Annotated in this window: 9 protein-coding genes and 1 pseudogene; 5 read left to right on the forward strand and 5 right to left on the reverse strand. The window is 37.0% G+C overall.

Going from position 1 to position 14,217, the window contains the following annotated elements:
* Positions 1–262 precede the first annotated feature (262 nt).
* The 3 genes from ACFINF_RS06155 to ACFINF_RS06165 all read left to right on the forward strand — a co-directional run bounded on the left by ACFINF_RS06155 (position 263) and on the right by ACFINF_RS06165 (position 3,499).
* Positions 263–655 (forward strand): Fur family transcriptional regulator, encoded by a 393-nt coding sequence (locus ACFINF_RS06155; RefSeq protein WP_375620105.1) that lies wholly within the window; start codon positions 263–265, stop codon positions 653–655.
* Between the two features lie 155 nt (positions 656–810).
* Positions 811–1,905: an HlyD family secretion protein gene (locus ACFINF_RS06160; RefSeq protein ID WP_375620106.1), complete on the forward strand. Its 1,095-nt coding sequence runs from the start codon at positions 811–813 to the stop codon at positions 1,903–1,905.
* Between the two features lie 22 nt (positions 1,906–1,927).
* The gene (locus ACFINF_RS06165; RefSeq protein WP_375620107.1) at positions 1,928–3,499 is read left to right on the forward strand and encodes a DHA2 family efflux MFS transporter permease subunit; all 1,572 of its coding nucleotides are present in this window, start codon (positions 1,928–1,930) and stop codon (positions 3,497–3,499) included.
* Positions 3,500–4,662: 1,163 nt separating this feature from the next.
* Here ACFINF_RS06165 and ACFINF_RS06170 read toward each other — a convergent pair.
* From ACFINF_RS06170 to ACFINF_RS06180, 3 genes are all read right to left on the reverse strand, one after another.
* A complete protein-coding gene (locus ACFINF_RS06170; RefSeq protein ID WP_375620108.1) occupies positions 4,663–5,247 on the reverse strand; it encodes a GNAT family N-acetyltransferase in 585 nt (194 codons plus the stop codon).
* A 75-nt stretch (positions 5,248–5,322) separates the two neighbouring features.
* Positions 5,323–6,456: a type III PLP-dependent enzyme gene (locus ACFINF_RS06175; protein WP_375620109.1), complete on the reverse strand. Its 1,134-nt coding sequence runs from the start codon at positions 6,454–6,456 to the stop codon at positions 5,323–5,325.
* Positions 6,457–8,157: 1,701 nt separating this feature from the next.
* A complete protein-coding gene (locus tag ACFINF_RS06180) occupies positions 8,158–9,075 on the reverse strand; it encodes a rhodanese-related sulfurtransferase (protein ID WP_375620110.1) in 918 nt (305 codons plus the stop codon).
* A gap of 115 nt (positions 9,076–9,190) precedes the next feature.
* On the opposite strand from ACFINF_RS06180, the gene eda reads away from it, so the two are divergent.
* The gene (eda, locus tag ACFINF_RS06185) at positions 9,191–9,856 is read left to right on the forward strand and encodes a bifunctional 4-hydroxy-2-oxoglutarate aldolase/2-dehydro-3-deoxy-phosphogluconate aldolase (RefSeq protein ID WP_375620111.1); all 666 of its coding nucleotides are present in this window, start codon (positions 9,191–9,193) and stop codon (positions 9,854–9,856) included.
* Here eda and ACFINF_RS06190 read toward each other — a convergent pair.
* Both ACFINF_RS06190 and ACFINF_RS06195 read right to left on the reverse strand, forming a co-directional pair.
* Positions 9,835–10,283: pseudogene (locus ACFINF_RS06190) on the reverse strand (ferredoxin--NADP reductase); the annotation flags it as partial. The gene eda and the pseudogene ACFINF_RS06190 sit on opposite strands and share 22 nt — an antisense overlap.
* 18 nt (positions 10,284–10,301) lie before the next feature.
* Positions 10,302–11,129, reverse strand: coding sequence for a ferredoxin--NADP reductase (locus tag ACFINF_RS06195; RefSeq protein ID WP_375620112.1), 828 nt, complete (start codon positions 11,127–11,129; stop codon positions 10,302–10,304).
* 1,100 nt (positions 11,130–12,229) lie between these two features.
* Here ACFINF_RS06195 and alr point away from each other — a divergent pair.
* The gene (alr, locus tag ACFINF_RS06200; protein WP_375620113.1) at positions 12,230–13,345 is read left to right on the forward strand and encodes an alanine racemase; all 1,116 of its coding nucleotides are present in this window, start codon (positions 12,230–12,232) and stop codon (positions 13,343–13,345) included.
* Positions 13,346–14,217: the final 872 nt, after the last annotated feature.

Genomic DNA, 14,217 nt, shown 5'->3' on the forward strand with positions numbered 1-14,217 from the left:
TTTTTACTTTTTTCAAAAATAAAATATCGTAAACAACTGGTTGTATTTCAATACATTACACTAAAATAAAAATAAAAGTTCCTTGCTAGATAACAGCGGCTTTCAGATTATAATACCCCTCCCCTCACAACGATTGCAATTTTTCTTACATATCACAATGATGTCATGTAAAAGACTAAAGATAGAGTACATACTATAATCACCATTGCATAAACCTCTTACACACTTTATGCTTTGCCATGAGAGTAAAAGGAAGATGTCAATGTCATCTAAACTGACGCGTAACCAGACATTGGTTTTAAACACTTTAAAAAATGCAAAAGGGCCTTTAAGTGCTTATGCGATTCTCAATCAATTACGCGAAGAAGGTTTTCGTGCACCTCTCCAAGTTTATCGTGCGTTAGAAAAACTCGTACAGTTAAAGTGTATTCATCGTCTTGAAAGTGTAAATGCCTTTATGGTCTGTTTACACCCTGAAAACTGTCAACATGAACTTACAACGTTCATAATTTGCGAAAACTGTGGCACAGTCAATGAAATACAAAATCAAACGATTGTATCGAGTTTAAAACAGATGGTTCAAGCTGTTGACTTCCAAGCCCACAAAAGCACCCTAGAAGTACGAGGTCTTTGTAAAAAATGCATAACAAAATAAGACCTTGAACTTGCAAGTTCATATTTTTAGCATTATGTTTCAAAAATTATCTTATTGCCTGAAAAGCTCTTATCGTCCTTGCATGTATATCACCCTAGTCTATAGTGATGGGTTTATTATACTCAGTGGAACATAAATATTGAAAGTATAAAATCATGTCCGTAGCTGAGACAATTTTTTCAACCAAAAATTTCAATAAAACGCAACAAAAGAAAGCAATCAAGGCTCTTCTTATTGTCTTTGCACTTTTTGTGCTTTGGTTTAGCTATAAGTGGATAACGCAATGGCGTTATATGCTCGCCACTGAAGATGCCTATGTGCAAGGAGATATAGCAGCTATTGCGACTAAATTAAATGGATATATTGCAAAAATTGCCATTAAAGCCAACCAAGTTGTAAAAAAGGACGATGTTTTATTTTACCTAGACAATGGTGATTATCAAATAGCCTTGGATCAAACAGAAGCGCATCTTAACACACAGAAAAAAACACTTCTACGCATTGATGCACAAATCACAGCCGCTCATAGTGCTTTAGATGATGCAAAAGCACAAAAAGAAGCCGCTTCAGCCATAGCAACCAATGCACAACTCAGCTTAAAACGTGTAACAGAACTGAAAAAAAATCGTTATGCTCCTCAATCCGATGTCGATGATGCCAAATCAGCTTATGAACAAGCCATTGCGAATGTTAACAGAGCGGATGCACAAATAGCTGCAGCACGTGCAAATATCCGAGTGCTAGAAGCGCAACGAAGTGAAACGGAAAGCCAAACAAAGAGTTTAGAGCTCACGCGTGAAAAAGCACAACGTGATCTTGATTCGACTATTATACGAGCACCATTTGATGGAGTTATAGGAAATTTAACAGCAAAAACAGGAGATTTTGTTGTAAATGGCCAACGTCTTGCGGCGTTAGTCCCCATACATGCACTTTATATTGAAGCAAACTATAAAGAAACACAGTTGCAAAATATTCACCCAGGACAAAAGGCTTATATTGCTATTGATGCCTTCAAAAAGGAGTTTTTTACAGGAAAAGTGCTTTCTATTTCACCCGCAACAGGCGCTGTTTTTTCTCTTTTGCCTCCACAAAATGCTACTGGTAACTTTACAAAGATTGTCCAGCGCATTCCCGTACGTATTTCTATTCCAGAAGAAGTCTTAAAAAACGGACATATCCGAGCAGGAATGAGTGTTTCAGTGAAAGTTGATACACGTACAAAGCCACAAGATAAAAGTCTCTTATAACAAAAAAGTAGAAGATCTTACGATGACATCTTCCATACCAGAGCCTATACAGTCTCACGAACGCATCGGATTGCATAAAATTGTAGTTTTTATTGCTATGTCTTTTGGCATGTTTATGGCAATCTTAGATATCCAAATCGTTTCCTCTTCTTTAGCTGAAATTCAAGCAGGTCTTGCAGCAAGCTCTGAAGAAATTTCATGGGTTCAAACCTCCTACCTCATCGCTGAAGTCATCATGTTGCCGCTTTCTGGATTTTTAGGACGATTACTTTCAACACGTGTTTTCTTTACCTTATCAGCTATCGGTTTTACGATTACTTCTGTTCTTTGTGCAACGGCAACATCTATTGGAGAGATGATTGTGTATCGCGCGCTACAAGGTTTTATTGGTGGTGGAATTATCCCTAGTGTTTTTGTTGCCTCCTATGTTCTTTTTCCTCCTTCCAAACGTCCTATTGTTACTCCTATCGTCGGACTGGTCGCAACATTAGCCCCTACCATTGGTCCAACCGTGGGAGGCTACATTTGTCATCTCTCATCATGGCATTGGCTCTTTCTCATCAATGTACCCTTCGGGATTATCATCTCAATTCTCGCTTGGAAATTAATTGATTTTGATAAAGCTGATCCCTCTTTAATGAAGAAATTTGATTGGTTAGGCCTCATTTCTATGGCTACTTTCTTGGGAACTTTAGAGTATGTTCTAGAAGAAGGAGCACGTCATGATTGGCTGAATGATAGGCTGATTCGGGATTTTTTTATTATCATGATTCTTGCTGCAGCCTTATTCTTCTGGCGTGCTTTTACAGCAAAAGAACCCATTGTAGATCTCTCTACTTTTTCTAATTTTAATTTTTCAGCTGCATCCATTTTTTCCTTTGCACTGGGAATAGGTCTTTATGGACTCACATACCTTTATCCTGTCTATTTAAGCCAAATCCGCCATTATGATGCCCTCATGATTGGAGAAACATTGTTTCTTTCAGGATTCGCCATGTTATTAACTGCTCCGCTTGCTGGATTTCTTTCAGCACGAATCGATGCACGTTTAATGATGGCAATAGGACTTTTGGGTTTTGCAATAGGCACTTGGATGGCGAGCTCTATCACAGATAACTGGGATTTTTGGCAGCTCTTTTGGCCACAAGTTTTCCGTGGTGCTTCTGTAATGTTATGTATGGTTCCTGTTAATAATATTGCCTTGGGAACACTCCCGCCAGAACGAATGCAAAATGCTTCTGGACTCTTTAATCTCACACGGAATCTAGGTGGTGCTGTAGGGCTTGCCATTATCAGCACTCTCATGACAAAACGCACAGACTTCCATTATGAACGAATAGCTGAAACGCTTAACCACGCAAACAGACAAGCAACTGAAATGCTTTCAAAGCTTACTTTATTTTTCAAAACAGAAACCTTTGATTCGTATACTCTTGCTCTTTCTCAATTGTTTGGTATGGTACGCATACAAGCAACGATTATGGCTTTTAGTGATATTTTCTTTATCATAACCATTATCTTTGGTACTTTGACTTTTATGACCATTTTTCTTAAAAAAATACCACCTCTCATGGATTCACCACCAAGTCACTAAACTTAATTAAAATTGAGAAATATTTTTCATCCTTATCACTTTCCTCGCTTCTTATGCACCTTATCTCTTCTCACGAGACAGTATAAATTAACTTCTGATTCTAAATGATTCTTCTGATAAAAATTCTTTTCAATGCGAGCTCTTTATGCATTTAAAAATAACTTCTCGCATACAAAAATTATCTTAGATGATATAAACAAAGAACTTATCTAAAGTGCTCTACACCATAAAGATAAAGCAGCTATTTCTATAAAATTTTTGATTTATGACCATAGGGCAAAAACATTAACACAATATTTGCGTCTGTCATTAAATCTGTCATCTATTTATCCCCCTTTTTACGCTACTATCCTCATAAAAACTATGCTGTAAGATTCTTTGCCCTTCACTCTTTGATTCTCACACGAATATTTATAAAAGATTGATGATTCTTGTGGTTTTTATTCACGCCCCTATTTCCCTTATAATATGTAGGATAACGTTTTTTGATTCTAAATGAAAAATTTTACATGAGAAAATCATTTTGTATGAGATACTTTTATGCCAATTACAAAACGATTAACCTTTATAGCAAAAAAGTGATGATATATTTTGTTTCAAAAAAGCTGCCTTTGAACATGTAATTTTATTTTTTTACACTCTTTTAAAAAAGCTGATACTTACAATTTTGATTCTACTGCTGCATACTTTTCTTTCTTAAGCCCTTTCTCTTTCAACAAGCGCTAAAGTTGTATAAATTTTCTCGAAATGTCTCTCTATTGAACCAATCACGACTATTCCCTTGTACATAAAAAGCAAAGAGATAAAACTGTTTAAGAAAAAAGTAAAATATCCAACCGTTTTGATGCAAGGTCTACCAACGATATTGAAAACTGAAAAACTGCATGATGATACCTGCTTTAAAAGAATACAAGACCACTCAAAAATCTGGTTCCTTTAATATTATAAAATAGGACGCTATTCCAAAAAATGAGCTTGAAATATATTCCTACTCACTTAACTGAAATTATCAAAAATAAGAAATCAGCCCCATAAAGAAAAAGTCATATAATAAAATCGCAATACCACTCCCCAAAACTTTGTACCACTAAATACTTTGGCACTCGTCAAAACAGTATGCTCTCCTCAATGCCAACTGTTGAAAAACAAAATAAACACTATCTTCAAGCCACTTTATGATGCTGAAAACGATTTGAAACTTCTCGTTCTCCACTAGGAACTAAAGTGCCATAACACCCAGCAAGATAATGTGGTATCAGTTCCAACGCTTGAAAGCGATGCTTTTCATAAGGACCAGGCATTGCCAAATTTTCTGTTAAACTATTTGAAAAGCCAAAACGTTGATAAAACTCAAAATCCCCTACCAGCAAAATGGCGCCATATCCTAATTTTTTTGCTGTTTCAATTGCATGGCGGACTAAAATTGATCCTATTCCCATACCAGCACATTCAGATGCGACAGCCAAGGGGCCCAAAAGTAAAGCATGTTGTGTTTTATTTTTTCCTTTAGAAAAAGACACATGCCAAAGACGGACACTTCCCACAAGCTCTCCAAGCGCATTTTTAACCACAAAAGAAAGTCCTTGAGCAGCTAACCGACCACGACGTAAAGCCTCTGATGATTTACGTTTACGTCCATACCCCATCGTTGAATCAAGCAAATTTTCTCGATAAGGCTTATCTGCTTCTTGCTCCAATAAAAGTGTAAAACATGCCCCATCTTTTGTTTGAAAATTCATCATGTTCATCTCAAGAACCGCCCTCTTATAGCGCCATGACGAGCATAGCAAAAAGTCTAAAAAACCTATAGTTAAAAGGAAACCTCAAATCACATATGATCGTAAAGGCTCAAAACCATTAAAAGCAACCGATGCGTAAGTTGTTGTGTAAGCACCCGTTCCATGAATCAATATTTCATCTCCTATCGTTAAGGATAGAGGAAGCGGATAAGGTGTTTTTTCATAGAGAACATCTGCCGAATCGCATGTTGGTCCAGCCAAAATACAAGGCTCCATAACCTTATCATCATGAGGTGTCTCAATAGGATAACGAATGGCTTCATCCATAGTCTCAGCAAGACCATTAAATTTTCCAATATCAAGATAAACCCATCGTACATTATCATTATCAGCTTTTTTGGATATCAGAACCACTTCTGTACGAATAACACCAGCATTGCCAACCATCGCTCGCCCAGGCTCAATAATCGTCTCAGGGATACGATTACCAAAATGCTTTTTCAATGAATCAAAAACTGCTGTACCATAAGCTTGTTCTGTAGGGACATCTTTCAAATAACGCGTTGGAAAACCGCCCCCCATATTCACCAACCTCAGCGAAATGCCTTCTTGTTCCAAACGCTTAAAAACTGTAGCAGCATCCGATAAAGCACGATCCCACGCACTCAGATCAACCTGCTGAGACCCAACATGAAAAGAAACACCATAGGCTTGTAAACCTAATTGGTGTGCCCGTCTTAAAACATCAACCGCCATAGCAGGGACACAACCGAATTTGCGTGACAATGGCCACTCTGCACCTTTTCCATCAGTAAGAACACGGCAAAAAACACGTGCTCCTGGAGCAACACGCGCAATTTTTTCCACTTCTTCAACACAATCAACTGCATAAAGTGAAACACCCAATGCATATGCTCGTGCAATATCACGTTCTTTTTTAATCGTATTCCCAAAAGAAATACGCTCTGACGTTGCTCCTGCTTTTAAAGCCATTTCAATTTCTGCAACAGAAGCTGCATCAAAAGAAGATCCTAAAGAATTCAGCAAACGCAAGATTTCAGGTGCTGGATTTGCCTTTATTGCGTAAAAAATACGAGACTGCGGCAGAGCTTTTTCAAAATTTAAATAGTTGTCACGAACAACATCAAGGTCAACAATTAAGCATGGACCTTCAGAACGATGTGTTGCAAGAAAATCGCGAATACGTTGCGTTGCCATCTGCAATTCTCCTTGAGGGAAAGCTCCCCCACTCTATGCTTGGACAGCCAAAGCTGCCAAAAGCTAAAGGACAAAAAACACACAACAACCATCCCCATTCTGATTACAAAAAACCAGAAATTAGCATTGCATGCAGCGAAAGAACAGCGCGAAGCCGCGTTATTCTATTTTACCTGCCTTTTTGATTGGAGTTGAGAAAACCACTTCCGCACTGAAGGCAATGAGGTGTGCCTCTATAGTTATCCCAGCATTTAAAACTGGAAGACACCAGAAAGGCCCGCACCGTCGTTGCTTCAAGATGTCCTCATTCTTGCAATTGGCTGTAAGAATGACTGGAGCGGTTAGTTCCAGGTACCGTACCGGTTAATCTCACCATTTGAGAACCAGCGGACACCCACAGGCACGTGCGACTTTGGGCAATGCATCCTATAAAACGAATTCTTGCTCATTTCAATCATTTTTTTAATTTTAAACATTTTTTAATTCTTAAAGATAAAATGATGCGAAAAAACAACCCTCTCCTCCACCAGACAAAGCTATCTATCCGCTTTCATGAGATGACACCCCTTACATTATCCGTGCAACATAAATCACTATCTTGCCTTTAAAGCCCCTCGTTTCTTTGCCCTATTCTATCTCCTAATATGGCCCATAGAAAATAACGCAAAATAAATTACTCAACACATTAATTTATAATGATAATTTATTATTTTGCCCTTAAACAAAAATCTCATCATAAAATTCTCTTATTTCAACCCTCTTACAATGAATCAATTAAGATCATTCTTTTGCGCATCACAAATAAAAAACAATTGAAAAAAGAGGAACCTCTTATATATCCTTTAAAATGCAAGGATGACCAACATTGAAAACTGGGGAAGTAACAACTGAAGCACCATTATCTTTAAAGATAACGATGTCTTTCCTCCAACCAATACCATTATCTTTCTTATTTACAGCCTAAAAAACATCCCTGTTTCCACATTCATTTCACAGCATCGCTTAAGCAAGATATCATGAAAATTCCCCGTATAATATAGCTTGTGTAGTATAGATTAACGACATCTCACCCTCTTTATACTTATGAAATTACAAACCTGTACCCCCATTCTATCTGCCAACTCCCAATATTGCAAAAACTCCTACATTGAAATGTTTCATAACACCTTATCTAAAATGATTTTTGTCCATACGTTTCTCCCATTTGTAACGTACAAGTGAATGAGTTTTACGTGATTCGTTCTCATCTAATCTGAAAGCAATGAAGTTCACAATATTTAACTCTTTTATTCAAATCAAAATAAATTATCATTATAAATTAATGTATTATATTAAATTCTGGAATCATAAACTCCTATTATCATTTTATTTTTGCCACCTAGCATCTGCTTTTTCATCTCCTTTTATTAATCACATCTTATTCATACGCTTTTCTCTTAAGCTATAAATCTCCCTCCCCTGCACTGTTGGTAAAGAGAGTTTCTATTTTAAAATGAAAAGTATTTAAAAACTCAATCCTATAAAATGTAAGGAGAGCAAACGATCTATCATGATTATTTATAAATCAAATAATTTAACATAGACAAAAAGACCGAATAATATCCGGTCTTATAAAATATTTTTCTACTAATATCAAAACACTCTTTTCTCTTAAATTTAAGAGAAAAACGCTAAAATTTACAGCCCTACACTGCGCTATCCTTATGTCCCTTGATGAGAATCAATTGCACGCAACTTCAACAATTGAAACTGCCTATGGCGCTCACGAAAGCGCTCTCTATCGGCTTCACTACGCGTGTTATAACAAGCATCACAGGAAACACCTTCCTCATAATGAGGCGATAATTTGCTTTCAGCATTGATAGGGGAACGACAGGCGCGACATAATTCGCGTCCACATTCTTCAAGACCATGTTGAACAGAAACACGCTCATCAAAAACAAAACACTCACCCCACCATAAACTTTCTTCTTTTGGAATTTTTTCTAAATATTTTAGAATACCTCCTTTTAGATGGTACACCTGCTCATAACCAAGTTCACGAACATAAGCTGTTGATTTTTCACACCGAATACCACCTGTACAAAACATAGCAATTTTCTTTTTCTTCTTTAAATCAGCTTCATGTTGACGCACCCATTCAGGAAATTCGCGAAATGTTTTAATCTGCGGATCAATCGCTCCTTGAAAACTTCCAATTGCATATTCATAATCATTACGTGTATCAATCAAAATTGTCTCTTCATCTTGAATAAGAGCATTCCAATCTTCAGGATCCACATAAGTACCAACAACTTTTAGCGGATCAACACCTTCAACCCCCATTGTCACAATCTCTTTTTTCAACCGCACTTTCATGCGATGAAAAGGCATTTTTGATGCCCATGAATATTTAATCTCCGGCGTTTGAAACACTGGCTCAGCCGTAATAAAATCCACCAATGCCTCAATCGCAGCACAAGAACCAGCAACCGTTCCATTAATTCCCTCTTGTGCTAAAAGCAGAGTGCCTTTGATATCCTTTGCTTGACATAAATCCTGCAAAGGTTTTTGTAATTGATGATAATGCTTCAAATCTGCAAAGCAATAAAGTGCAGCAACTTTAAAATTCTTTTCCATGTGTTTTGCCATAACGCGCGTTTCATTCAATTTCAAGATTTATTCATATACTCTTTAACATATTGTGCTTTATCAAACGATACAAATAATATCATCTCCAAGAAGAAAAAATATCATGTGCCAAAAAAGAGAAAAGCTTTTACTATATCTCCAAGGACAAACTGTTATACCTGTTTTGCTCATTGACAATCTACAAAGTGCCGTACCCTTAACACGCGCTCTTGTCAAAGGCGGATTAAAAACAATTGAGATCACCTTGCGAACACAAAATGCCCTCAAAGCAATTCAGAAAATTACACAAGAAGTCCCTGAAGCAATTGTTGGAGCCGGAACAATTCTCAACACAACACATTACGAAAAAGCCGAACAAGCTGGAGCCAAATTTATTGTAAGCCCCGGATTATCAAATGAATTAATCAATTGTGCAAAAAATAGTGAAATTCCCCTTCTTCCCGCTGCAATGACCCCAAGTGAACTCATACAAGCATTAAACAAAGGCTATTCATATCTCAAATTTTTCCCAGCTGAAGCCGCTGGAGGTATTTCCTTCATCGAAGCTTTAGCATCTCCCTTCTCTGATATCCGATTTTGCCCAACAGGCGGTATTACACAAAAAAGTGCAACACAATGGCTCCAACTGCCTAACGTCTTCTGCGTTGGCGGTTCTTGGATAGCACCCCAACAACTCATTGCAATAAATGATTGGGATTCGATTACTGCATTAGCATATACTGCATCGCAACTTCCCTCTCCCTCGAAAAAAGCTCTTTCTACAATATAATGTAAAATGCAAGAACATCAGCCCCTTCAACAAAATCAAAGCTTTCACACATCCTTGCGCAATCTTTAACATTGTCATAAAACCACAAATCATCACCCGATCTTCATCGAGATGAATTTAGGAGAGTGCTATTGTTTCAAAGCCGCTTGTTTCAAAAAAGCATCCACTCTCTATAACAGTCGTAGCACGCCCCATATGCTCAGAAAGCTCACGAGTGGTCATAAAATAAAATTTCAGCTGTTATGCATGTGCCCCAATGAGTGGATCTTGTTGCAAAGAGGAAACAAGATCTTTTGCATAAACTAACTCACTCTGCTCACGCGTTGTTTAAAGTAAGGACAACTTCTGAAAATTTTTCATAAGTATCAGGATCACGAATAAAGCTTGCAAAAGGAAAAAAACCGTACCGGTTTGAAAGAAGATAAAGCATCAACTTCCCCACTCATTATCCCACAAAAGCGCGCTCTACAACATAAGTAGCAGGAGCATTATTGGCCCCTTCAACAAGACCAAAACTTTCACACATCCTTGCACAATCTTTTAACATTGCCATGGAACCACAAATCATCACCCGATCTTCATCAGGATGAATTTTAGGAAGGCCGGTTGTTTCAAAAAAGCACCCGCTCTCCATAACAGTCGTAATACGCCCCATATGCTCAGAAGGCTCACGAGTAGTCATAGGATAAAATTTCAACTGTTGTGCATATGCCCCAATGAGAGGATCTTGTTGCAAAGAGGAAACAAGATCTTTTGCATAAACTAACTCACTCTGCTCACGCGTTGTTTGAATAAGGACAACTTCTGAAAATTTTTCATAAGTTTCAGGATCACGAATAAGGCTTGCAAAAGGAGCAACCCCCGTCCCAGTTGAAAGAAGATAAAGCCGTTTTCCAGGAATAAGAGCATCAAGAACCAGTGTTCCTGTAGATTTTTTACGCATGAGAACTATATCACCAATTTTAATTTTTTGGAGATGCTCGGTTAAAGGTCCCCCTGGAACTTTTATCGAAAAAAACTCAAGCTGTTCATCCCAAAAGGGACTTGCAATCGAATAAGCGCGATAAACCGGCTTTTCTGCATTTGGCAAACCGATCATAACAAACTCACCCGAACGAAAACGAAAACTGTCCGGGCGATTCAAACGGAATTTAAATAACCGATCTGTATAGTGACAAACCTCTTGGACAGTAAGGGCGAACACATTCTCAGGAATCGGAAAATTTGCAACGCTGCTGATGTTTGACGGAACATTGGTAGCAGACGTATTCATACTCTTCCCCATATCTTTATTGAACGTTAAATTTCGAATCCTTGACGTGATATAGTACTTGCATAACCATCTGCCAACAATTTTCTTAAAACAAAAATCTCAAGATTAACACTTTATTAAACGAATGAGGAAAATACGAATACAAATCACATTCAAAGAAAAATAAAAACATTGCATATTAAACAATCACGGTACTCTTTTCCCCTTTAACACATAAAGCATATTTCCATTGTAACGCTATAACACTCTCTCGCTTAACAAAACTTATGACCCAAAACCTTCAAATAAGAGAGATAAAATTTTTGTTGATTGAACGATAACTGCACGAATCTCCAACAAGATTTCCGACATTCCATCTATTGTTTTCGTTACTGACCTTTTTACACTGCGTTTTCCATAAATATCCATAAATAAAAGAGTCTAACGCGCTCTATAAGCGATAAAATTGATTTCACTTAAAACCAATCAAACGATAGAAAGTAAATATTGGATACCCAATCCATCTTGAAAACCAACAATATCCAAATCAACGGGTTTTCTAAATCAACAGTTTTTAATGTATCAGAAAGTGTTTACACACTGTTTTCCATTTAACAAAAATAACTTTAAGTGCATGAGAGACATCCAAAATTGCACAGATAAGTGATCTTCCCCCCATGATAGAAAACTTGTAATGCATTGATTTAGAGTGGTTAATTTAATCATTTTACCTCCTCTGAATAAGCAACCAATGCATGTTTAATCAAAACAATCGCACCAGCAACAACAGCCTAATCTTGCACTCTTCAAAATGATACAATACAATAAACTATGTTTTATTTTTTTATATGCCTCAACTAGGGAAAATAAGTAAAAAACAAAAGTCTATGTTTTACAAATTATTAGAAGATACCGTGTTGCTAACAACACAAATAAAACTAAAATATCTCTTATATCCAGAGTAGCATTTTACATAAAAAACGACTTTAAGGGCGCATAATTCAGTATAAGCTCCTTATGATTTTGACCATAGAAAATAGTGTCTTTCCCTAATATCGTAAAGAACCTCAATGAAATAACCAAAAAATTCCGTATTTCACGAACACAGATAAGCTTTTAAAATGAAAAAATCCGTTAATGATGAAATCAATACATCACTCTATGTAGCTGTAGCAACCATCGATGTCAGTGCCATTGTTTCCAATTATATCACTTTAGCCAAACGTGTAGCTCCAACGGAATGTTCAGCAGTTGTAAAGGCAAATGCCTATGGATTAGGAGCTCACAAAATTGCTCCTGCCCTTTATCAAGCTGGTTGTCGCACTTTTTTTGTCGCCCAAATCATAGAAGCACTCCAATTAAAAAGCATTTTACCATCAAATGTCACGATTGCCCTTCTGAATGGACTTCCACACTTAGCAGAAGAGTTTGTCGCACAATCTGGTATTGTTCCTGTTCTAAACTCTTGGAATGCCATTGAAAATTGGCAAAAAATTTGTCAAAAAAAAGATAAAAAATTTCCAGCAATTGTTCAAATCGATACCCATATGAACCGATTAGGACTGGATCAAAAAGAATTACAAAAACTCATCAAACACCCTACAATTTTCGAAAAAGCAGAAATAAAATATATTCTCAGTCATCTTTCTAACGGAGAAGATGATACCCACCCATCCAATTATGCCCAATTGGCTACTTTCAAAACTGTCCTTGCGCAATTACCTGCTTGCAAAGTTTCCTTTGCCAATTCTGGAGGTATCTTTCTAGGATCAGATTTTTATTTTGATCTTGTTCGTCCAGGCATTGCACTTTACGGAGTTGATCCGCGGGGGAAATACCCGTCACCCCTGAAACCTGTTTTAAAACTTGAGGCCCAAGTCATTCAAAACCGCGTTGTTGATATAGGCACACCTGTTGGTTATGGAGAAAGCTTTATAACCAACAGACCAAGCACTCTTTCAACCATTTCTATAGGCTACGCAGACGGCTGGCTCCGTGCTCTTTCGAATAAAGGAACAGTTTATTTCAACGGGTACAAACTTCCCATGGTTGGGCGGGTTTCTATGGATTCCATTATTGTAGATACGACCGATCTTGATCAAAAACCTCAAACAGGTGACTGGATAGAACTCATTGGACCCCATCAAACACTTGAAAAAGTATCTATAGATGCCAATACGCTTCCCAATGAAATTCTAACATCTCTTGGCTCCCGCTATAAATACATTTACATATAAAAACTCTTTAAAGAAATAAATTGATAAAAATCATCATTTTAAAAATAGAGGTTTTTTACGAAAGATTTTACAACAATCAATCACATAGAATGATCATAGAGACCGCACATGCACAGAAATCTCAAAATAGACAAGTTGATGAACTGTTTTATGGAAGTAGCTTTCACCAAAAATACAAAAGCTTAGCCTTTTCCCCATAAATTGATAAAAAAGAATCTACTGCAAAGTTTTTAAAATTAATTGCCCAATTAAACCAAAATATTAATTCCCTATACATCAAACAAAACATCCAGTCTCGTAAGTTTCTGTTATTTTCAGCTTTGTTCATAGTGGAGCAATCAAAATCACTCGCTTATATACTACAAACTGGACCATGTGTAGATAAAAATGATTTAAGAAAAGAATCATACCTCTTATAAACCATCTCAAGTGCCACGGGCTATAGCATTAGGCGGTTGGCAAAGTGTATGATGGTGCAAACTTCTTCCTTCATAGAGCATAAAGATTGGGGGGCTCTCTATAGATTTATCGTTGTACCATTCACAAGCACCGTCGCGAAATGGGATTGGGAGCGAAATGTCTCTTTAAAACAAACACGTGGATTAAAAACCAAAGCATATTCTTTTTGGAGTGTTCTGTTTTACATAAGGGTTGTGCCCCCATTAAAGAACATAATCAATAAAAGCATGGAGCAATGTGTAATCGCCATTATAAAAAACATTGCTTTAGATGCTGCTGAAAGCTGTAAAGCTGAATTAAAAGGAGATGACAAACTGAGGTTTTAGTTTCACCTTTAAAGCTTTATATTTCTCTGAAATTAGATTATCTTCCAGTTTCAAATATTACGTCAACAGAAATACGCAATCCCCTCG

The sequence above is a fragment of the Bartonella sp. TS25HLJMH genome, from assembly GCF_042193505.1.
GTDB classification, from domain to species: domain Bacteria; phylum Pseudomonadota; class Alphaproteobacteria; order Rhizobiales; family Rhizobiaceae; genus Bartonella; species Bartonella grahamii.